16 protein-coding genes and 2 tRNA genes are annotated in these 20,977 nt (G+C 59.1%); 9 read left to right on the forward strand and 9 right to left on the reverse strand.

The window, feature by feature from the left end:
* Window positions 1-2: 2 nt before the first annotated feature.
* The 3 genes from HF257_RS20995 to colR all read right to left on the reverse strand — a co-directional run bounded on the left by HF257_RS20995 (window position 3) and on the right by colR (window position 2,826).
* On the reverse strand, window positions 3-683 hold the full coding sequence (locus HF257_RS20995) for a class I SAM-dependent methyltransferase (RefSeq protein WP_185708120.1): 681 nt from the start codon (window positions 681-683) through the stop codon (window positions 3-5).
* A 189-nt stretch (window positions 684-872) separates the two neighbouring features.
* Window positions 873-2,153 (reverse strand): sensor histidine kinase, encoded by a 1,281-nt coding sequence (locus HF257_RS21000; RefSeq protein WP_185708121.1) that lies wholly within the window; start codon window positions 2,151-2,153, stop codon window positions 873-875.
* Entirely contained in the window at window positions 2,143-2,826 is a 684-nt protein-coding gene (gene colR, locus HF257_RS21005) for a two-component system response regulator ColR (protein ID WP_016975511.1), read from the reverse strand. Before colR ends, HF257_RS21000 begins: the two co-directional genes overlap by 11 nt.
* 201 nt (window positions 2,827-3,027) lie before the next feature.
* Between colR and HF257_RS21010 the strand changes: the two genes are divergently transcribed.
* The gene (locus HF257_RS21010) at window positions 3,028-4,977 is read left to right on the forward strand and encodes an LTA synthase family protein (RefSeq protein WP_185708122.1); all 1,950 of its coding nucleotides are present in this window, start codon (window positions 3,028-3,030) and stop codon (window positions 4,975-4,977) included.
* Window positions 4,978-5,176: 199 nt separating this feature from the next.
* Here the strand turns inward: HF257_RS21010 and groL are convergent, their stop codons facing one another.
* From groL to HF257_RS21035, 5 genes are all read right to left on the reverse strand, one after another.
* Window positions 5,177-6,823 carry a chaperonin GroEL gene (gene groL, locus HF257_RS21015; protein WP_185708123.1) on the reverse strand — a complete coding sequence of 549 codons (1,647 nt, stop codon included), beginning with the start codon at window positions 6,821-6,823 and terminating at the stop codon, window positions 5,177-5,179.
* A 50-nt stretch (window positions 6,824-6,873) separates the two neighbouring features.
* Complete coding sequence (locus HF257_RS21020; protein ID WP_003175874.1) at window positions 6,874-7,170, reverse strand: co-chaperone GroES; 297 nt, start codon at window positions 7,168-7,170, stop codon at window positions 6,874-6,876.
* 247 nt (window positions 7,171-7,417) lie between these two features.
* Complete coding sequence (locus HF257_RS21025; RefSeq protein WP_024077215.1) at window positions 7,418-7,894, reverse strand: FxsA family protein; 477 nt, start codon at window positions 7,892-7,894, stop codon at window positions 7,418-7,420.
* A 66-nt stretch (window positions 7,895-7,960) separates the two neighbouring features.
* The gene (locus tag HF257_RS21030; RefSeq protein WP_185708124.1) at window positions 7,961-8,692 is read right to left on the reverse strand and encodes a HugZ family pyridoxamine 5'-phosphate oxidase; all 732 of its coding nucleotides are present in this window, start codon (window positions 8,690-8,692) and stop codon (window positions 7,961-7,963) included.
* 106 nt (window positions 8,693-8,798) lie between these two features.
* Window positions 8,799-9,806, reverse strand: coding sequence for a DUF481 domain-containing protein (locus HF257_RS21035; protein WP_185708125.1), 1,008 nt, complete (start codon window positions 9,804-9,806; stop codon window positions 8,799-8,801).
* Between the two features lie 201 nt (window positions 9,807-10,007).
* Here HF257_RS21035 and HF257_RS21040 point away from each other — a divergent pair, with 201 nt between their 5' ends.
* From HF257_RS21040 to HF257_RS21055, 4 genes are all read left to right on the forward strand, one after another.
* Window positions 10,008-10,322, forward strand: a complete 315-nt coding sequence (locus HF257_RS21040) for an MGMT family protein (protein ID WP_376750112.1) — start codon at window positions 10,008-10,010, stop codon at window positions 10,320-10,322.
* Between the two features lie 43 nt (window positions 10,323-10,365).
* A complete protein-coding gene (locus tag HF257_RS21045; protein ID WP_185708126.1) occupies window positions 10,366-11,898 on the forward strand; it encodes an AmpG family muropeptide MFS transporter in 1,533 nt (510 codons plus the stop codon).
* A 198-nt stretch (window positions 11,899-12,096) separates the two neighbouring features.
* Window positions 12,097-13,812 carry a proline--tRNA ligase gene (locus HF257_RS21050; RefSeq protein ID WP_185708127.1) on the forward strand — a complete coding sequence of 572 codons (1,716 nt, stop codon included), beginning with the start codon at window positions 12,097-12,099 and terminating at the stop codon, window positions 13,810-13,812.
* A gap of 20 nt (window positions 13,813-13,832) precedes the next feature.
* On the forward strand, window positions 13,833-14,786 hold the full coding sequence (locus HF257_RS21055; protein ID WP_185708128.1) for a hypothetical protein: 954 nt from the start codon (window positions 13,833-13,835) through the stop codon (window positions 14,784-14,786).
* Between the two features lie 146 nt (window positions 14,787-14,932).
* Here HF257_RS21055 and dinB read toward each other — a convergent pair whose 3' ends face one another.
* Window positions 14,933-15,991 carry a DNA polymerase IV gene (gene dinB, locus HF257_RS21060; protein WP_185708129.1) on the reverse strand — a complete coding sequence of 353 codons (1,059 nt, stop codon included), beginning with the start codon at window positions 15,989-15,991 and terminating at the stop codon, window positions 14,933-14,935.
* Between the two features lie 279 nt (window positions 15,992-16,270).
* Between dinB and HF257_RS21065 the strand changes: the two genes are divergently transcribed.
* The 4 genes from HF257_RS21065 (at window position 16,271) to HF257_RS21080 (ending at window position 20,839) form a co-directional block, all read left to right on the forward strand.
* Window positions 16,271-16,347: transfer RNA gene (locus HF257_RS21065), tRNA-Met, on the forward strand.
* A 207-nt stretch (window positions 16,348-16,554) separates the two neighbouring features.
* Window positions 16,555-16,631 (forward strand) — tRNA-Met (locus HF257_RS21070).
* A 279-nt stretch (window positions 16,632-16,910) separates the two neighbouring features.
* Window positions 16,911-19,553, forward strand: coding sequence for a bifunctional lysylphosphatidylglycerol flippase/synthetase MprF (mprF, locus tag HF257_RS21075; RefSeq protein WP_185708130.1), 2,643 nt, complete (start codon window positions 16,911-16,913; stop codon window positions 19,551-19,553).
* Complete coding sequence (locus tag HF257_RS21080; RefSeq protein WP_185708131.1) at window positions 19,553-20,839, forward strand: virulence factor family protein; 1,287 nt, start codon at window positions 19,553-19,555, stop codon at window positions 20,837-20,839. Before mprF ends, HF257_RS21080 begins: the two co-directional genes overlap by 1 nt.
* Window positions 20,840-20,977 lie beyond the last annotated feature (138 nt).

A 20,977-nucleotide genomic window follows, 5' to 3' on the forward strand; every position in this document is an offset into this window, starting at 1 on the left:
TGTTACCTCTTTCGCAATACATACACACGCCACATGGCGTAGAGCGGCATGAAGTCGAGGGACTCCTGAACGCGGAAACCGGCCTGCTCGAATTCGTCTTCAACGGTAGCCGCAGGTAACACAAATCGGTTTTGGTAACCTTCCTGCTCACCTTTCATACGACGTTGCCCTTCGAGCCGCTTGCGTTTCCAAGCCTTGAAATTGCCATCAACCCACAGCGAAAGAATCACGCTGTCACGCGTAACACGCTGAAACTCACGCAGTATCGTCAAGCGGTGCACCGGGTCACCTATATGGTGTAGCAGGCGCATGCAGAAAATGCTGTCGACCGAGTTGTCCGGTAAATCGATATCGAATGCAGATGTCTGCAAGGGCCGTACCCGTTTCACCACATCTGCCGGTTGGGAGGCCATCGCGACCTTCAACATCGACTCGGAATTGTCAGCGCCGATAATCACCCTGTTGGGTTTTTCGGCCAGCAGCGGCCAGAAGCGGCCCGCCCCACAGGGCAGGTCCAACACCAGTCCTGGCTCACCAGCCATGGCCAGCGCACCCCGGGCCAATTGCTCGTCGCGTTTGTGGGACAAGCGGCGAGCCAAATTGTCCTTATGCTTGAGCAAATATTCTTGGGCGTGCTGATCGTCGTACTTTTCGGAAAATTCGAGCTTGATCGGACTAGACATCAACGGGTCTCCGGTTGCTGATGCCGACAACCTTAAGCAGCGACCTGTGATCAACAGGTCAACCCGTTGTGAAAAACTTGTCCTGTCCAATCTCATACATTTCAAGACTTTACAGATACAAGGGGTGGCATGGGGCCATCTTCGCCGAAAAGGCGGGGATCTGCCGCAGGATAGCGGCAGGGAGGGAGGTCAGGGTTTGACCGGGCTCAATTCAACATGAAAGCGGCAGCCATTGGGCTCCATGGTGCTAAGGCTCACGCTCCAGCCCTGGTTTTCACAGATGCGCTGGACCAGTGACAAGCCGAGGCCCAGGCCCTCGCCGCGTTTCTCGCTGCCGCGCACAAAAGGCTCGAACATCGCTTCACGCTTGTCTTCAGGAATCCCGACACCGCTGTCTTCCACCACAAAGCCACTTGGCTTCAGGGTCAAGCGGATAAAACCTTGCTCGGTGTAATGCAGGGCATTGCGCAGCAGGTTGCCCATCACGGCATGCAAGAAGGTCGTGTTGTAGCGCGTATCCAGCGGGTTGCCCGGTTGGTAGATCAACTCCAGGCCCTTGTGCTGTATAGGTTCGCGCCAGATGCCGAGCAAATCATCGGCAACCTGGGTAAGGGTCACCTGAGGGGACATGGCAGCGTCGTTATGCTGGGCTCTGGCCAGCATCAGGAAAGTCTGCACCAACTCGCGCATTTCCTCGCAGGCACGTGCGATACGCTCCACCTGGTTACGCCCGCGCTGGTCGATGGCCGGATTTTCCAGCAGCAGTTCGCAGGAGCTGGCCAGTACCATCAACGGCGTGCGCAACTCGTGGCTGACATCGCTGGTAAACAGTTGCTCACGGGACAGCGCCTGGCGCAGCCTTCCCAGCGTGGCATCGAACGCCACCGCCAGCTCACCCACTTCATCGGCTGCGTAGTCCGGCGCCAGCGGCGGTGCCAGGCCGAGCAATTGGTCACGGTGACGCACCTGGCGAGCCAGGCGTACGACAGGCGCCATCACCCTACGTGCCAGTACCCAGCCCAGGAACACTGCCAGCGCCAGGCTGAGCACGAAGCCCACTAGCACCACGGCAAACAGCACGCGCTCGCGCTCTTCAAAATCGCTTTGATCCTGCAACAGCACGTATCGCCGCCCGTCCACCACTTCGACCATCGCGTGGTAAGACAGCGCTTCACGGAAGACTTCATGGAAGCCGGGTTCAAGGTGCCGCAAATCCTTGGGCAACTCGAAGTCGCCAGGCCCGCCGCTGAAATAGAACAGTTGGTCCGGCTCGGGCCGATGCCGCCAGTCCTCGACCGTGTCCATCAGCAGCAAGCGTTGCAAGTCACCGCCCAAGCCCGCCGAGATCAGCTTCTCTTCCACCAGGTGCACGGTCGCGACGATGCCCATGGCGAAGGCCCCCGCCACCAACGCACTCATCAAGGCAAAGGCGATGATGATCCGTTGGGCAAGGCTTTGCTTAAACTCCATCACGGCCCTCGGCCAGGCGATACCCCACACCGTGCACCGTTTGCAGCAGCGGTTTGGCGAACGGTTTATCGATCACTTGGCGCAGTTGGTGGACGTGGCTGCGCAGGCTGTCGCTGTCCGGGCAGTCATCGCCCCACAGGGCTTCCTCGAGGATTTCGCGGCGCAACACGTGAGGGCTTTTTTGCATCAGCACCGCCAGCAATTTCAAGCCAACCGGGTTTAATTTGAGCAGGCGCCCCTCGCGGGTCACTTCGAGGGTATCGAGGTCGTAATGCAGGTCGGCCACCTGCAAGGCGCGGCGGCCACCGCCCTGGGCACGGCGCAGCACGGCTTCGATACGTGCGGCCAACTCCGAGAGGGCAAAGGGCTTGAGCAGATAGTCATCGGCGCCGGACTTGAAGCCCTGCAGCCGGTCATCCAATTGGTCGCGAGCGGTGAGCATGATCACCGGCGTGTCGCGGCGTGCGTCTTCGCGCAGGCGCTTGCATAAGGTGTAGCCGTCGATGCCAGGCAGCATGATGTCGAGCACGATCAAGTCGTAATGCTCGGTAGCGGCCAAGTGCAGCCCCGACAAACCGTCCTGCGCACAGTCCACGGTATAGCCTTTCAGCCCCAGGTAATCGGCCAGGTTGGCCAGAATATCGCGGTTGTCTTCAACCAATAGAATTCGCATGGGCAGTGTCTCCGTACGCGGTAACGGCCGTGTTGGCTCGCGCAGCTTAAGGCCAAGTGTGCCTCGCGGCTAGGTCCGCGAGCCGTTCCGATTAGTTTTTTCAACTGATGCATATAACCAACGAGTTTTTCACTATAGCTTCACAAACTGACTACAGTGTCAGGCAGAAGATCGCCGCCCATCGATATAAGGAATATAGACATGGGGTTTCTCAAAACAGCGCCTATGCGTTATCTGCTGCTCGTCACTGGCGCATGGCTGGTGGTTTTCTTGCTCACGCGTGGCGTGCTGCTTGTCACTCACCTCGACGAAGTTGGCGGTAACTTACTGCCGGTGTTTGGCGTGGGCTTGCTCTACGACCTGGGGTTTCTAGCCTATGCAGCCCTGCCCTTGGGCCTGTATCTGCTGCTATGCCCGCCTGCCCTCTGGCGTCGCCGCGGCCATCGTTGGTTCCTGCAAGCAGTGCTGACCGTCAGCCTGTTTGCCATGCTGTTCACCTCCGTCGCCGAGTGGTTGTTCTGGGATGAATTCGGCGTGCGCTTCAACTTTATCGCCGTCGACTACCTGGTGTACTCCGATGAAGTGCTGAACAACCTGCTGGAGTCCTACCCGATCGGCAAGCTTCTCAGTTTGCTGGCGATGCTGGCGATTGTGCTGAGCCTGGCCCTGCGCAAGCCCTTCAATGCGGCATTGAACGCCCCCCTGCCGCCCCTGCGGGGCCGTCTGTTGAATGCCCTGAGCCTGTTGGTTCTGGCCGGCCTCAGCCTGCAGTTGATCAGCCAGGAGAGCCCTCGCGCCCAAGGCGGGAATGCCTACATGAACGAGTTGGCCAGCAATGGCCCGTATCAGTTTTTCGCGGCGTTCCGAAACAACGAACTGGACTACACCCAGTTTTATAAAAGCCTGCCAACCGATGTGGTCGCCAAGCAACTGCGTGCCGAACTCAGCGAGCCTAACGCCCGCTTTATCGGCAACGACCCATTGGACATCCGCCGAGCCATCGACAACCCAGGCACCTTGCGCAAACCCAATATCGTGCTGGTCACCATCGAGAGCTTTAGCGCCAAGTACATGGGCAGTAATGGCGACGGGCGCAACCTCACGCCCAACCTGGACACCCTGCGTAAACAGAGCCTGTACTTCAATAACTTTTATGCCACCGGCACCCGCACAGATCGCGGGCTGGAAGCGATTACCTTGGCGATTCCACCAACGCCAGGGCGCTCCATCGTCAAACGCATTGGCCGTGAAAGTGGTTTCGCAAGCCTGGGCCAACAACTCAGCGCCATCGGTTACGACAGTGTGTTTGTCTACGGTGGGCGCGGGTACTTCGACAATATGAATGCGTTCTTCAGCGGCAACGGTTACCGAGTCGTCGACCAGAGCAGCGTGGCCGAATCGGAGATCTCCTTTAAAAACGCCTGGGGCATGGCCGATGAAGACCTCTATCGGCAAACCCTGAAACTGGCCGATGCCGACTACGCCAAGCAGCAGCCGTTTTTGTTGCAACTCATGACCACCTCCAACCACCGCCCCTATACCTATCCGGACGGGCGCATCGACATCAAATCCGGCAACGGTCGCGATGGAGCGGTGAAGTACACCGACCATGCCATTGGTGAATTCCTCGACGCTGCACGCCAGAAGCCTTGGTTCGACAACACTATTTTCGTGTTCGTTGCGGACCACACCGCCGGCAGCGCGGGCAAGGAAGACCTGCCTATCACCAACTACCAGATTCCGCTGTTCATCTATGCGCCCAAACTGATCGAAGCCCGGGAAACCGCGCAGTTGGCCAGCCAGATTGACCTTGCGCCGACGCTACTGGGCTTGATCAACCTGAGCTACGAATCGACGTTCTTCGGGCGCAACCTGCTGCAAGACAATCCATTGCCGCCGCGTGTGGTGGTGGGCAACTATCAGCACCTGGGTTTGTTTGACGGCAAGGATCTGGCGATTCTCAGCCCACGCCTGGGCTTGCGTCGCCACGACCAGGCCCTGGGTGAGAGCCAGGAGTTACGGGTGGGCAGTGATGATCCGTTGATTCAGCGGGCGATCACCTACTACCAGGCTGCCAGTTACGGGTTCAAGCAGCAGTTGTTGAGTTGGAAAGCGCCCAAGGACACACACCCACAACTGACCGAACGCTGATTGTAGTGAGCGGGCTTGTCCCGCGCTGGGGGGCGAAGCCGCCCTAATCCAATCACTGCATTCTTTCAGGCAAACCGAGTTGGCTGGGTTTAGGGCGGCTTCGCCCCCCAGCGCGGGACAAGCCCGCTCACTACAACCATAAAAAAGCCCCGCCTGCATCGCTGCAGGCGGGGCTTTTTCAGAGCGGGGTAAGGCTGGCTTACATCATGCCGCCCATGCCACCCATACCGCCCATGTCTGGCATACCACCACCGCCAGCACCTTCAGCCTTTGGCTTGTCAGCGATGGCTGCTTCGGTGGTCAGGACCAAGCCACCGATGGAGGAGGCTGCTTGCAGCGCCGAACGAGTCACCTTGGTAGGGTCCAGGATGCCCATTTCGATCATGTCGCCGTAGACGCCAGTCGCAGCGTTGTAACCGTAGTTACCTTTGCCGTTCTTGACTTCGTTGACCACAACGCTTGGCTCGTCGCCGGAGTTGGCAGCGATCTGACGCAGCGGCGCTTCAACAGCGCGACGCAGAACTGCGATACCAACGTCCTGATCGGCGTTGTCGCCTTTCAGGCCAGTCAGGGCTTCCAGAGCACGGATCAGCGCAACGCCACCGCCAGGTACCACGCCTTCTTCAACGGCTGCACGGGTTGCGTGCAGGGCGTCTTCAACGCGGGCTTTCTTCTCTTTCATTTCAACTTCGGAACCAGCGCCAACCTTGATCACTGCAACGCCGCCGGACAGTTTGGCCAGACGCTCTTGCAGTTTTTCACGGTCGTAGTCGGACGAAGTCTCGGCAACCTGGGCACGGATCTGGGAGATACGAGCCTGGATGTCCTGCTCAACGCCAGCACCGTCAACGATGATGGTGTTTTCTTTGGAGATGGTGACGCGCTTGGCGCTACCCAGGTTTTCCAGGGTGGCGCTTTCCAGGCTCAGGCCGATCTCTTCGGAGATAACGGTACCGCCGGTCAGAACAGCGATGTCCTGCAGCATTGCCTTGCGACGGTCGCCGAAGCCAGGAGCCTTGACGGCTGCGACTTTGACGATGCCACGCATGTTGTTCACAACCAGAGTCGCCAGGGCTTCGCCTTCAACGTCTTCGGAAACGATCAGCAGTGGGCGGCCAGCTTTGGCAACGGCTTCCAGTACTGGCAGCATTTCGCGGATGTTGGAGATCTTTTTGTCGACCAACAGGATCAGCGGGCTGTCCAGTTCGGCAACCATGGTTTCTGGCTTGTTGACGAAGTACGGGGACAGGTAGCCACGGTCGAACTGCATGCCTTCTACAACCGACAGTTCGTTTTCCAGGCCAGTGCCTTCTTCAACGGTGATCACGCCTTCTTTACCGACTTTTTCCATGGCTTCGGCAATGATGTCGCCGATGGAGCTGTCGGAGTTGGCGGAGATGGTGCCTACCTGAGCAATAGCCTTGGTGTCAGCGCATGGCTTGGACAGGTTTTTCAGCTCAGCGACGATGGCGATGGTTGCCTTGTCGATGCCGCGCTTCAAGTCCATTGGGTTCATGCCGGCAGCGACGGCTTTGTAGCCTTCGTTGACGATGGCTTGAGCCAGAACGGTCGCGGTGGTGGTGCCATCGCCTGCGTCATCGTTGGCACGGGAGGCAACGTCTTTGACCAGCTGCGCGCCCATGTTTTCGAAACGGTCTTCCAGTTCGATTTCTTTTGCTACGGAAACGCCGTCCTTGGTGATGGTCGGAGCGCCGAAGCTCTTCTCGATGATCACGTTACGGCCTTTCGGGCCCAGGGTCGCTTTTACAGCGTCAGCCAGGACGTTGACACCAACGAGCATTTTCTTGCGGGCGGAATCGCCGAATTTAACTTCTTTAGCAGCCATGATCGATATTCCTTAAATACTTTGTAGTAACGGGAAAATGAGCGGGGAAATCAGTCTTCCAGAACGGCGAGAATCTCGTTCTCAGCCATAACCAGCAGGTCTTCGCCGTCGACTTTCACAGTGTTGCTGCCGGAGTAAGGGCCGAATACAACCTTGTCACCGACTTTAACGGCCAGCGCACGTACATCACCGTTTTCCAGAGTCTTGCCTGGGCCTGCAGCGACGATCACACCGTGGTTGGCTTTTTCAGCAGCCGAACCTGGCAGGACGATACCGCCAGCGGTTTTCTTTTCTTCTTCGCTGCGACGGATTACGACGCGGTCGTGCAGAGGACGAAGCTTGCTCATTGTCGATCTCTCCTAATTGTGTTTTTCATCGGCCGGTGTCAATACCGGCAAGTTGTATTCCGGCTGTGCCGGTCGCGCCTCGCCAAGCAAGACGCTGAAGTCTGTCTGATGTCGCCACCAGAAACCTTGCGGTGACCGTTACATAAGGGCGCATAAGCTTATTACAAGGGGGCTCGACGGATTTTTTTTGCGTGTACCGATGGGCAAATGCAACACGGCACCCAAAGGTGCCGTGCCCGTGAAGCGGTTATTTGCTGTCGCGATGTTCGAATTCGCCTTCGATCACATCACCTTCACGCCCCAGCGGTTGGCGCGGAGCCGGGCCACCGCGCGGTTGCAGGTCGTCGGCGAACGCGCGTTGGCGAATCGCTGCCTCTTCAGCACGCTGGCGCATCTTGCCGGCCAGCAGCTTGCGGGTGAACGGCAGCAGCATGACCAGGCCGACCACATCGCTGATGAAACCCGGCAGGATCAGCAGGCCGCCCGCCAGGGCCATCATCAGGCCTTCGAGCATGGTCTGGGCCGGCAGCTCGCCGCGGTTCAGGCTTTCACGAGCACGCAGTGCCGTGGCCAGCCCGGCGACGCGCAGCACCAGCACGCCAAGCATCGAGCCAAGAATGATCAGCAACAGGGCCGGGAAAAACCCGATCGCACCGCTGACTTGAACGAATACGAACAGCTCCAACACCGGGAACAGCAGAAAGAGCAATAAAAAAGGGCGCATCAAATGGTTCCTCAACGCAAGAATGCCTTGCCAGTCCACCTTAGATGACGTCGCCGTTTCGTGAATTCAAGCGTTGGCAGGGGATTTTTTCGGCCAAACCTCAGCGTGGGCCAGTGAAACCAAGGCCTCACGCACTTGTGTCGGCGTGTTGCAGGACTCCGCAAAAGGCAACCAATGCAACGATTGGCCAATACGCAGGTGCATGCCTTCACTGTCGATGCCGGCCAGCTGTGCAGGCTCGGAGGTGGGCAAACCCGCGAGTTCGACGTAATGGGCTATGGCCTTGGTGTGATCGCTGTTCATGTGCTCGACCATGCTCAACTCGGCCTTGCCGGCGAACGGGTTCGCCAGCGTCAATTGGTCGACCCAGTGAATCGCACCAAACCCGCCGATATAACGGTGACGCACCGGCTTGAGTACCCAGAAGTCAAAATCGTGGGCCTTATGGTAGTTGGCCGAGTCGGGGAAGTAGCGGTAATAGCGCTCGGCGGCAGCCTCGATGGCAGCGCCCTCCTCCAGCTTTTCGGCTTCGGCCAGGTAAGTCAGGCGCCCGACCGCTTGCACGTCATCTGCCTCGCGCTCACCCACCAGCAGCGAGCACTTGGGGTCTTTCTGCAGGTTGTGGGTGTGTTGGGCAATGCGGCTGATCAGGATCAGCGGGCGACCCTGCTCATCCAGGCAGTAGGGCACAACCGAGCCAAACGGAAAGCCGGGCATGGCTTTGGACAATGTGGAGAGGGCCCCACGGTATTCCTTGAGCAACAGCTCTCGGGCGTTCTTGGCAACCTGTGTGCTCAACGTATGACTCCTCGGGTATTCAGCCGCCCACAGCATATGGGAATGGATCTCAACACAAGGTAATCAATATCGGCAGAGGTTGCCAAGCGGGTTTTGTTCGACCTTATTACCAGGCCACGCCAAAGCCTGCCGTGTAGCGGGTCTTGCTCAGGCTGCTCTCGGAATCGCCACTGATAATGTCGCGCTCGGCCTTGAGGTTAAGAGAGGCCCACTCAGTAACCTTGTAGCGCAGCCCCATTTCCGCATCCAACGAGTAATCGACCGGCCCGTCGATGGGGCGGCCCAGCTCGCCGTTGGTGAAGAACTCCACCGTCTTGCCCACCAGGTAGCGGTTGTAGTTCCACTTCATGGCGACCGAATAGAAGTTGTCTTTGCCGCCGTCGGCATATTCATAGTCGGTGCGGTTGACCAGCGAACCCAAGGAGAAAGCGCCCAGTTCATCGTCCCAGAACTGATAGCCCGGGCCGGTGCCCACGGTCCGCTGGCGAGACAGGTCTTCAACCTTGTCGCGCTTGTAGGTCAGACGCCCCTGCCAGAACCAATGCTCGGTGATAAACCGGTCCAGGTCGTATTCCAAGGCCCAGTTGTCGGTGGTGGTGACGTCATCCTGGAACTCGCGGTTGTACTCGCCTTGCCCGGTATGGCGCCACTGGCCGTGCCGTGCAGTGGTCTTGAAATCGATGTCGTAGTCGTTGGTGTCCTTCTCGGCGCGCTTGTAATCCAGCGCCAGGTCAACATTGCCTTTCCACACCAGGTCTTCAATCACCGGCTTGGGCTTGATGATCTGCTGGATGCTTGCTAACTCGACGGTCTTGGGCGCTTCGCCGTTGGCGAGGACGACCTTGCCGTCATCCGCGGCTTTCAGGGACTTGGCCTTCTCACCGGTATAGGCGTCCTGCTTGACCAGCAGCTCCTGGTCGCTTTCCAGGGTCTTCACCTGTTTCCAGTCGATGGGAATCGCGCCCGCGTAATCGGTCTGGATCAGCAACTTGCCGCCGTCAAAGACTTTGATCTTGCCGGTCAGACGGTCACCGTTCTTCAACCAGACGGTGTCGGCCAGCAAGGGCGTAGAGGCGCTGAAAACAGCAAGGCACAGCAGGGTTCTGGACAACATAAGCAGATTAGGGGCTCGGGCTTGGCGAAAAAACGGGCATTATCGTGTTAGATAACGTCTTAGCAAGGACTGACTCAAGGATTGGAGGTGAGTTCAATGCTCACCACCATGTTTACAGACGTTTCTTACAGAAGACCGACGATCTCAACGGATATCTCCACAGTGAATCAACCCGCCGAAACCCCGCAAAGCCCCGCCGAAATGCGCAGAACCGCGTTGTACCTGACCCTGGCGCAAGTGCCCGCAGGTTGTGTGGTGAGCTACGGTGAGCTGGCTCACCTGGCCGGGCTTGGGCGTGCGGCGCGCTGGGTGGGGCGCACCCTGAGCCAGTTGCCGGAGGACACCAAACTGCCTTGGCACCGCGTGCTAGGTGCCGGTGGTCGGATAAGTCTGCCGGTGGGCAGTGCTTCGGGGGATGAGCAACGTGCACGCCTGCGGGACGAGGGCATCACTGTCCGCAACAATCGCGTGGATATTCAGCGCCATGGCTGGCGCCCGGTAGAGCACAGCGGTTAGAGTGCGCGCTTTGTTTCCGCAAATCTGAGGCAGACTCCAGCCCATGCCCCGTAAAACCTGGCGCGCCGCGCTCGCCGCCTATGCCAGCCCCTCGACGTTGGTCCTGTTGTTGCTCGGCTTTGCCGCCGGCTTGCCTTACATGTTGGTGTTCTCGACGCTTTCGGTGTGGTTGCGTGAGGCCGGTGTGGCCCGCGAGACCATCGGCTATGCGAGCCTGATCGGCTTGGCGTATGCCTTCAAGTGGGTCTGGTCGCCGCTGCTCGACCAATGGCGCCTGCCACTGCTCGGCAAACTCGGGCGCCGTCGTTCCTGGCTAGTGCTTGCCCAATCGTTGGTGATCCTCGGATTGATCGGCATGGGGTTCTGCGACCCGCAAAAACACCTGTCCTGGCTGATCGCCATTGCCGTTATCGTTGCATTCGCGTCCGCGACCCAAGACATCGCGGTCGATGCCTATCGCCTGGAAATTGCCGACGACAGCCGCCAGGCCGCGCTGGCTGCCAGCTATATGTCGGGTTACCGCATTGCTGCGCTGCTCGCTACAGCAGGTGCATTGTTCTTTGCCGAGGGCTTCGGCTCCACCGGTTTCAACTATCAGCATTCGGCGTGGCTCGGCACCTACGTGCTGTTCGGCGTGCTGATGATTCCAGCTTTGCTGACCACCCTGTTCATGCGCGAACCCGATGTACCACTGCGCACGCAATTGCAGGCCGGTCGTTACAGTTTTGCGCATCAGCTGGTGTCAGTGTTTGTGCTGATCGTGTTGTTGGTGTCGGTTCCGGCCATGTTCACCCAGCTTTTCAATACTGATTTTGAGAGCGTCCTGTTCCACGGCATGAGCCTGTGGGACTTGCTGATGGACGACCGCGCGTTCCTGCGGGCCATCCTCTATATCACGCTGACCGCGCTGTGCCTGTCGGCCATGGGCCGCCGCGGCCTGGCGCCGGTGCTCACGCCGGTCAATGACTTTATCCTGCGCTACCGCTGGCAGGCGTTGCTGTTGCTCGGGCTGATTGCTACCTATCGCATGTCCGACACGGTGATGGGCGTGATGGCCAACGTGTTCTATATCGACCAGGGCTTCACCAAGGACCAGATCGCCGGGGTCAGCAAGATCTTCGGCCTGATCATGACCCTGCTCGGTGCCGGCATGGGCGGCCTGCTGATTGTGCGGTTCGGCATCCTGCCGATCCTGTTCATCGGTGGCGTAGCGTCGGCGGGCACCAACCTGTTGTTCGTGATGCTCGCCGATATGGGCCCGGATCTGCAGATGCTGATCTTCACGATCTCGCTGGACAACTTCAGCTCGGGCCTGGCCACGTCGGCGTTCGTGGCCTACTTGTCGAGCCTGACCAACCTCAAGTTTTCCGCCACCCAATATGCGTTGCTCAGCTCGATCATGCTGTTGCTACCGCGCCTGATCGGCGGGTATTCGGGGGTAATGGTCGAGAAGTTCGGTTACCACAACTTCTTCCTGATCACTTGCCTGCTGGGCGTGCCGACGCTGTTTCTGATTGCGTTGCATTGGTTTCAGGAAAATCGCCGGGCCAGGCTGAATCCGCCGGTAGAAGACTGACACCTATGCTTTTGTAGTGAGGGAGCTTGCTCCCGCTGGGATGCGAAGCAGCCCCGAAAGCCGGCTCCAGCTGCGCTGTCGAACGGGATCAAGCTCCCTCACTACAGACAGCCCTGTATTCTGATGCCTGTACGGCGGCAGCTTGCGCCCGTACAATCCCAAGTCATTTCAAGTCCAAGCAACCGACAACGGCCTACCATGCGTACCAGTCAATATTTGCTCGCCACACAGAAAGAAACGCCTTCCGACGCGGTTGTGATCAGCCATCAGCTGATGCTGCGCGCCGGCATGATCCGCAAACTGGCCTCCGGCCTGTACACCTGGCTGCCCATGGGCTTGAAGGTGATGCGCAAGGTCGAAGCCATCGTTCGCGAAGAAATGAACGCCGCCGGCTCTCTGGAAGTGTTGATGCCGAGCACCCAGCCGGCTGAACTGTGGCAGGAATCCGGACGTTGGGAAGAGTACGGCCCTGAGTTGCTGCGCTTCAAGGATCGTCACGGCCGCGACTTCTGCGCCGGCCCGACCCACGAAGAAGTGATCACCGACCTGATGCGCAACGAGCTGAGCAGCTACAAACAGCTGCCGCTGAACCTGTATCAGATCCAGACCAAATTCCGTGACGAAATCCGCCCACGCTTCGGTTTGATGCGCGGCCGCGAATTCATCATGAAGGACGCCTATTCGTTCCACGCTGACCAGGCGTCCCTGCAGGTCACCTACGACCGTATGCACCAGGCCTACTGCAACGTGTTCACCCGCCTGGGCCTCAAATTCCGTCCGGTTGAAGCGGACAACGGCTCCATCGGCGGTGCCGGCTCCCACGAGTTCCACGTACTGGCCGAGTCCGGCGAAGACGATATCGTGTTCAGCAACGGTTCCGACTACGCAGCGAACATCGAGAAAGCCGAAGCCGTGCCACGGGAAACCTCCCGCCCTGCACCGGCCGAAGAACTGCGCCTGGTAGACACCCCGGAAACCAAGACCATCGCGGCCCTGGTGGAGAAATTCAATCTGCCGATTGAAAAGACCATCAAGACCCTGATCGTTCGTGCCGAGGAAGAAGGCAAGCTGATCGCCCTGGTGATCCGTGGCGACCACGAACTCAACGAAATCAAGGCTGCCCAGCAACCTGGCGTGGCCAGCCCGCTGGTCATGGCCACCGATGCCGAACTGCGCGACGCCATTGGCGCTGGCGCCGGCTCCCTCGGCCCATTGAACCTGCCGCTGCCGATCATCATCGACCGTTCGGTCGAGCTGATGAGCGACTTCGGTATCGGTGCGAACATCGACGACAAGCACTACTTCGGCGTGAACTGGGAGCGCGACCTGCCGGTTCCAACTGTGGCCGACCTGCGTAACGTGGTCGCCGGTGACCCGAGCCCAGATGGCAAGGGCACGCTGGAAATCAAGCGTGGCATTGAAGTCGGGCATATCTTCCAGCTGGGCAATAAGTACAGCAAGGCGATGAAGTGCGAAGTGCTGGGCGAAAACGGTAAACCGATCACCCTGGACATGGGCTGCTACGGCATTGGTGTTTCCCGCGTAGTTGCCGCTGCCATCGAGCAGAACAACGACGAAAAAGGCATCATCTGGAGCGACACCCTGGCGCCGTTCCAGATCGCCCTGGTACCGCTGCGTTATGAAACCGAGCAAGTACGCGAAGCCACCGACAAACTGTATGCCGAACTCACGGCTGCCGGTTTTGAAGTGCTGCTGGATGACCGGGACAAGAAAACCAGCCCTGGCATCAAGTTCGCCGACATGGAACTGATTGGCATCCCTCACCGTATCGTGGTCAGTGACCGTGGCCTGGCCGATGGCAATCTGGAATACAAGAGCCGGACCGAAGCCGAAGCCCAACCGTTGCCGGTGGCTGACGTGCTGTCTTTCCTTCAGGCGCGTATTCGTCGCTGAAAACCAGATCAAGAGAAGTCATGTTCAAGCGAAACACCAGAGCCCTGGGGGGCGCCGCCTTGTGCGGCGCCCTGCTGGTCAGCGGCTGCGCCAACCAGATGTCGCAACGCAGTGAGCACGAGGAGCGGGTCGAGCGAAAGTTGCTCGACCACAGCCTGCAGATCGACGTAGGCGAACCCAAAGTGCTGGAACTGCCGCAACGCCGGGTTCGCATTCATGAGCAAAAGACCTTCGAGGTCACCGAATTCGAAGTTACCCGTCGTTACGACCGCTACACCCCCTACCAACCCTGGCGCAAACTCTACGAGATGCCTTTGGGTGCGGTAGCCCTGGTGGCGGGCGCAGGCGCCAACGTGGCGAATATCTTCGCCCTCGGCCACCTGCCTACCAGCATGACTCACGACTGGCTAACCTATGGCGTGGACGGCCTCAACCCGTTCATGAATGTGCAGTCCCACGGCCGTGCGCAACAGAACCTGGCGGGTATCGATGAAGTCCAGCGCGACAAGCGTGTGGAGTATTCGAGCCTGCCCTGGAGCGAGCGCCCGGTACAGGTCACCGCCGGCAAACAAGTCTTTGACCTGACCACCGACCGCAACGGCGTGCTGCGCCTGAACCTGTTGGACAGCCCGTTTTCCGAGCACGACTTGAACCGTGTCACGACCTTGAAGATCAGTGTGGAAGATGGCCAGGACGACGTGCATTCGGACTCGACCCTGGCCATCAGCAGCACCTTGCGCGGCAAGTTGCTGGAAGCCCACGGCCTGATCTATGACGATTTGGAAGATGACGAGGTGAACCAGTGGGTGCACCGGGTCAAACGCCTGTCTGAACTGGGCCTGGAAGAAGAAGCCAGTGAGCTGGAACAGAGCCTGATCGAACTGACCCGCAATGATCCCGAGTTGCAGCAGGAATTTTTGCAGGCGCTGACCAAGGATGCCGGACGGTTGGTGGCGGACCCTAGCGCTCGCTAGGACTTCAAGCCTGGTGTAGATCTAAATGTGGGAGTGGGTTTGTGTGGGAGCGGGCTTGCTCGCGAATGCGGTGGTTCAGTAACGAAATTAGTGACTGACACTCCGCTTTCGCGAGCAAGCCCGCTCCCACATTGGGTTCCCGGTTTCTACCAAGAGAACTCCAGCTGTTCATTGCCGGTACTGAGATCGAGCAACCTCACCCCAATCCCCAACAACCTTACCGGCTTACCGCCCCTATTGAACGCCTGCGTCAGCAGCTGTTGATAACTCTCCAGATCCCGCCCTGCCCCGGCCTGCTCTAAAGTCGTCTGGGTAAAATCATGGAACTTCACCTTAACGAACGGCTTACCCGCACGGTAACTGCTGTCGATGCGTGCCATGCGCCCGGCCAGGGTTTCCATCAATTCGGGGAGCTTCGCCAGGCAGCTTGAAAGGTCCGGCAAGTCCACGTCATAGGTATTTTCCACACTGATCGACTGCCGGCGGCTATCGTTCTGTACCGCACGGTCGTCAATGCCACGCGCCAGGCTCCACAACCGCTCGCCGAAACTGCCGAACTCACGCACCAGCGCCAGCTTGTCCCACTCACGCAGTTGCAAACAGTCTTCAATACCCAGGCGCGCCAGCTTATCGGCGGTGACCTTGCCCACCCCGTGAAGCTTGCTCACCCGCAACTGCGAGACAAAATCTTCGACCTGATCGGGGGTGATCACAAACAGGCCATTGGGCTTTTTCCAGTCGCTGGCGATCTTGGCCAGGAACTTGTTCGGCGCGACGCCGGCAGACACCGTGATATGCAACTGGTTGGACACGCGGCGGCGAATGTCCTGTGCGATACGTGTGGCGCTGCCACCAAAGTGCGGGCTGTCGGACACATCCAGATAGGCTTCATCCAGCGACAACGGCTCGATCAAGTCGGTGTAGTCGCGAAAGATCGTCTGGATTTCCTTCGATGCTTCTTTATAAGCCTCCATGCGCGGCTTGACGATGGTCAGGTCCGGACACAGCTTCAGAGCGTGCCGTGACGACATGGCCGAACGCACGCCATAGGCGCGCGCTTCGTAATTGCAGGTCGCGATCACCCCGCGCCGATCAGCCGAGCCCCCTACGGCCAGCGGCTTTTGCGCCAGGCTCGGGTCATCGCGCATCTCGATGGCGGCGTAGAAGCAATCACAGTCGACGTGGATGATTTTGCGTTGCGTCATATAAACAGAGGGTTGATTCAACGGATGACCAGTATCGCACTCACCCCTGTATATAGCACCAGTAGTTTGAATCTTCCTTTTGAGCGGTAGGAAGATTCCCAGGTGAATTTATTTTTTCAATCGAATCTGGCATCCCGATAGAGCTGAAACCCTCGGCCAGACTGGCCCCGAGGGGTCAAAAGCATCTTCTTGGAGAGCTAACCATTTGAACCACAAGCGCTTTTCTTCGATTCACAGGTTGACACACTCGCGTTCCTCTGTAGAATGCCGACACACAGACGCGGGATGGAGCAGTCTGGTAGCTCGTCGGGCTCATAACCCGAAGGTCGTCGGTTCAAATCCGGCTCCCGCAACCAAACATCAAAAAAGGCTACTCGAAAGAGTGGCCTTTTTTGTGCGCGCCTGTTTTAGCCTTGTATAAAAATTGTAAGACAAAAAAGCCCTTCACCATCACGGACTTACCGCGCATCGCGAGTACACGGCAACTATTTCACACTTATTTGACCCATCGCCCCATTAACGGTTGACACCTCGCCGTTGGGCTGTAGAATGCCGCCCACAGACGCGGGATGGAGCAGTCTGGTAGCTCGTCGGGCTCATAACCCGAAGGTCGTCGGTTCAAATCCGGCTCCCGCAACCAAACATCAAAAAAGGCTACTCGAAAGAGTGGCCTTTTTTGTATCCGGTGAAAAAGTTCTTCTGAAACAATGGCATGGCATATTTCATGAAACCCTACACGGTTTGTTGAGTCCATGTCTTTGCAAGCTATGCTCAATGCTCAAGCGCTACCCTCTACGACCAATGGCCGCAGTCGCCCCACCGGGTGATACGCGTTAATATTTGTAATTATTTTGTCCATAGGGATTGGTAACTTGGCTGGATACCTCCATCCTGTCGCGCACAATCCACGAGGTGATTGATGCGCGCCAACTCGTCTGAAACACAAGACACCGTCACAGCAGAACAACCGATCACTCCCACTCGTTTGCGTTGGCTGGATCTGTTGAGCAAATACCGGCAACCCATCGGGCTGGCCGTTACCCTGCTGCTGTTTGCAATCGCCCTGATCGCCTGCCGACACCTGCTGCTGGAACTGGACCTCTACGCGCTCCATGACTCGATTCTGGAAGTGCCCAAGCCAGCGTTGCTCGGTGCATTTGCCGCCGCCGTCGCGGGTTTCATCATTCTATTGGGCTATGAATTTTCCGGCGCCCGCTACGCCGGGGTAAAACTGCCTGCCAAGACCTTGGCCCTCGGTGGCTTCACCGCCTTTGCCATCGGCAATGCCATTGGCCTGTCGATGCTTTCGGGCGGTTCGGTGCGTTACCGTTTATATGCACGCCATGGTATCGGGGCCTCGGAAGTTGCCCACATGACCGTGTTCGCCAGCCTGGCCTTGGGCACTGCCCTGCCCCCACTGGCCGCATTGGCGACATTGAGCAACCTCCCAGCCGCCTCGACCTACCTGCATTTACCACAAGCGGTGCTTGGCGGCATCGCCGGCGCAGTCCTGCTGTTGTCGGCCGTATTGTGCATCGGCATTTATCGCCGTCGCCTGCCGGAACAACCTTACCCGGACAACCTGCTGGTCAAGGCTGGGCGCCGTACCTTGCGCCTGCCCGGGCGTCGCCTGACTTTCCTGCAGCTGATCATCACCGCACTGGACGTGGCCGCTGCCGCTACCGTCCTTTATATGCTGCTGCCGGAAGCACCGCCGTTCGGCCCGTTCTTGCTGGTGTACCTGCTGGCCCTGGCCGCTGGCGTGCTCAGCCATGTACCGGGCGGTGTGGGCGTGTTCGAAGCGATCCTGCTCGCAGCTTTCGCCGACAAACTCGGTGCCGCGCCCTTGGCCGCTGCCCTGCTGCTGTACCGCATGATCTACGTGGTGCTGCCACTGTTGATCGCCTGCGTATTCCTGTTGGTCAATGAAGCCCAGCGTCTGTTCCAGACCCAGCAGAGCCTGCGAGTGGCTTCGGGCCTGGCGGCACCGGTACTGGCCGTACTGGTTTTTTTGTCCGGCGTGGTCTTGCTGTTTTCCGGCGCGACGCCGGAAATCGACTCACGCCTGGAAAACATCGGCTTCCTGATTCCCCACCGCCTGATTGACGCCTCGCACTTTGGCGCCAGCCTCATCGGCGTGTTGTGCCTGTTGCTCGCCCAAGGTTTGCGTCGACGCCTGTCGGCGGCCTGGATGCTGACCATGGTGCTGCTGTTGACGGGCGCCCTGCTCTCGCTGCTCAAGGGTTTCGACTGGGAAGAAGCCAGTCTGATGACCATGACCGCCGTGCTGTTGGCGATCTTCCGCCGCTCGTTCTACCGCGCCAGCCGCCTGACCGAGTTGCCGTTCTCGCCGCTGTATCTAGTGGCCAGCGTCTGCGTGCTGGGGGCTTCGATCTGGCTGCTGCTGTTTGCCTACCAGGACGTACCGTATAGCCATCAACTGTGGTGGCAGTTCACGCTCGACGCCAACGCCCCGCGTGGCCTGCGCTCGCTGCTGGGTGCCGCCGTACTGCTGGTGATCGTGTCGCTGACCTGGCTACTGCGCACCGCGCGCCCGGTGATCCACCTGCCCACCCCGGATGAACTGGAACGTGCCACCAAGATCCTGATGGCCTCGTCGCAGCCCGACGGCGGCCTGGCGCTGACCGGTGACAAGGCGTTGCTGTTCCACCCCAACGATGAAGCCTTCCTGATGTACGCCCGTCGTGGACGCAGCCTGGTGGCCTTGTATGACCCGATCGGCCCGACCCAGCCGCGCGCCGAAATGATCTGGCAGTTCCGCGACCTGTGCGACATTCACCACGCGCGCCCGGTGTTCTACCAGGTGCGGGCGGAGAACCTGCCGTACTACATGGACATCGGCCTGACTGCGATCAAGCTGGGCGAAGAGGCCCGCGTCGACCTGAAACGCTTTGACCTGGAAGCCAAGGGCAAAGAGATGAAGGATTTGCGCTACACCTGGAACCGGGGCACCCGGGACGGCCTGTCCCTGGAGATCCACGAACCGGGCATGGCACCGATGGAGGAACTCAAAGTCATCTCCGACGCCTGGCTGACCGGCAAGAACGTGCGAGAAAAAGGCTTTTCCCTGGGACGCTTCAGCGACGACTACCTCAAGCACTTTCGCATGGCGATCATTCGCTTCGAAGGGCGCCCGGTGGCCTTCGCCAACCTGCTCGAGACTTACAACCACGACCTGGCCAGCCTCGACCTGATGCGCGCGCACCCGGACGCGCCCAAGCTGACCATGGAATTCATGATGGTCGGCCTGATTCAACATTATAAGAGTCACGGTTACGCCCGCTTCAGCCTCGGCATGGTGCCGTTGTCGGGCTTGCAACCACGACGCGGCGCTCCGCTGACCCAGCGCTTGGGCTCAATGGTGTTCCGTCGTGGTGAACAACTGTATAACTTCCAAGGTTTGCGCCGCTTCAAAGACAAGTTCCAGCCTGATTGGGAACCCCGTTACATGGCCGTGCCCGCAGGACTTGATCCGCTGGTGGCACTGGCCGATACCGCCGCCCTGATTGCGGGCGGCTTGACTGGATTGGTGAAACGCTGATGATTCGACGCTCCTGGCGGTATGTATTGGCCTTAGTAGTGCTGCTCGCCCTGATCGCAGGCGCTGGCTTTTGGTACTGGAACCGCCCTGCCCCGCAGCCGACCCTGGAGCAACTGCCCCAGGCCGATGGCTCGGTGATGACCCGTGTAACCCCGTCCAGCACACCGAAAGCCCGCGTAGCCGTGGCCGTGATGGCCGATGAAACCCTGACCGACAGCCAATTGATCGCCCTCAGCCAAGGCGGTACTGCGCAGATTGTTCAGGTAGTCCTGCCTAAAGATGACTGCAAGCTGCAAGAACAAGCATTGCAAAATGCGCTGGCCCAACTCAAAGGCCCGGCAACGCTGGTCAGCGGCATCGGCCCTGGCGCAGCCCTCGCCTGGCGCTGGTTGGCCACCCAGACCGACGACAAGGCCAACGCCATCTCCGTCGGTTTCGCGCTGGTACAGGAAGGCTGCAAGGACCCACTGCCGAAAACCTCCGCCCACGGTAGCTGGTTGGTCGCCTGGAACGATAACCCTGACGATGAAAGCGCCAGTTTCGTACGTGACACACCACGCGCCACCACCAGCATCAGTGACTACGACATTCACTACCCGCAAGTTCTGAACAACGAGTTGCGCAAGCAACTGGTGGGCTCGGACAACGGCGGCCTGGCCATTCCAGTAGTCGAAGTACCGGCGGGCCAAGCCAAGGACACTGTGACCCTGTTCCTCTCCGGTGACGGCGGCTGGCGTGACCTGGACCGCGACGTGGCTGGCGAAATGGCCAAGATCGGCTACCCGGTCGTGGGCATCGACACCCTGCGTTACTACTGGCAGCACAAGACCCCGGAGCAAAGCGCCAAAGACCTCACCGAACTGATGCAACACTACCGGCAAAAATGGGGCACCAAGCGCTTCGTACTGACCGGCTACTCGTTCGGTGCCGACGTACTGCCCGCCATCTACAACCGCCTGCCAGAGAACGAGCAGCAGCGTGTGGACGCGATCATCCTGCTGGCGTTCGCACGTACCGGCAGCTTTGAAATCGAAGTGGAAGGTTGGCTCGGCAACGCCGGTAAAGAAGCCGCCACCGGCCCGGAAATGGCCAAGCTGCCAGCGGACAAGGTCGTGTGCATCTACGGCGCGGAAGAAGTCGACGAGAGCGGCTGCACGGACAAGACTGCCGTAGGTGAGGCTGTGAAGTTGCCAGGTGGGCATCACTTCGATGAGAACTACCCAGCGCTGGCTCAGCGGTTGGTGGATATCATCGTGAAGCACCAGGCCAAGGACAAAGCCGAGTAATTCCCCGGCTGACCTCGGATGAAAAATGTGGGAGCGGGCTTGCTCGCGAATACGGAGTGTCAGTCAATGCTGCTGTGACTGATCCACCGCTTTCGCGAGCAAGCCCGCTCCCACATTTAGTTTGCGTTGTCGTCAAAT

The sequence above is a fragment of the Pseudomonas cremoris genome (assembly GCF_014230465.1).

What these genes read in the sequence shown, in the direction of transcription:
- HF257_RS20995 (WP_185708120.1), bottom strand. Translation starts at nt 683, where the DNA reads ATGTCTAGTCCGATCAAGCTCGAATTTTCCGAAAAGTACGACGATCAG.
- HF257_RS21000 (WP_185708121.1), bottom strand. Translation starts at nt 2,153, where the DNA reads ATGGAGTTTAAGCAAAGCCTTGCCCAACGGATCATCATCGCCTTTGCC.
- colR (WP_016975511.1), bottom strand. Translation starts at nt 2,826, where the DNA reads ATGCGAATTCTATTGGTTGAAGACAACCGCGATATTCTGGCCAACCTG.
- HF257_RS21010 (WP_185708122.1), top strand. Translation starts at nt 3,028, where the DNA reads ATGGGGTTTCTCAAAACAGCGCCTATGCGTTATCTGCTGCTCGTCACT.
- groL (WP_185708123.1), bottom strand. Translation starts at nt 6,823, where the DNA reads ATGGCTGCTAAAGAAGTTAAATTCGGCGATTCCGCCCGCAAGAAAATG.
- HF257_RS21020 (WP_003175874.1), bottom strand. Translation starts at nt 7,170, where the DNA reads ATGAGCAAGCTTCGTCCTCTGCACGACCGCGTCGTAATCCGTCGCAGC.
- HF257_RS21025 (WP_024077215.1), bottom strand. Translation starts at nt 7,894, where the DNA reads ATGCGCCCTTTTTTATTGCTCTTTCTGCTGTTCCCGGTGTTGGAGCTG.
- HF257_RS21035 (WP_185708125.1), bottom strand. Translation starts at nt 9,806, where the DNA reads ATGTTGTCCAGAACCCTGCTGTGCCTTGCTGTTTTCAGCGCCTCTACG.
- HF257_RS21040 (WP_376750112.1), top strand. Translation starts at nt 10,008, where the DNA reads ATGCGCAGAACCGCGTTGTACCTGACCCTGGCGCAAGTGCCCGCAGGT.
- HF257_RS21045 (WP_185708126.1), top strand. Translation starts at nt 10,366, where the DNA reads ATGCCCCGTAAAACCTGGCGCGCCGCGCTCGCCGCCTATGCCAGCCCC.
- HF257_RS21050 (WP_185708127.1), top strand. Translation starts at nt 12,097, where the DNA reads ATGCGTACCAGTCAATATTTGCTCGCCACACAGAAAGAAACGCCTTCC.
- HF257_RS21055 (WP_185708128.1), top strand. Translation starts at nt 13,833, where the DNA reads ATGTTCAAGCGAAACACCAGAGCCCTGGGGGGCGCCGCCTTGTGCGGC.
- dinB (WP_185708129.1), bottom strand. Translation starts at nt 15,991, where the DNA reads ATGACGCAACGCAAAATCATCCACGTCGACTGTGATTGCTTCTACGCC.
- mprF (WP_185708130.1), top strand. Translation starts at nt 16,911, where the DNA reads ATGCGCGCCAACTCGTCTGAAACACAAGACACCGTCACAGCAGAACAA.
- HF257_RS21080 (WP_185708131.1), top strand. Translation starts at nt 19,553, where the DNA reads ATGATTCGACGCTCCTGGCGGTATGTATTGGCCTTAGTAGTGCTGCTC.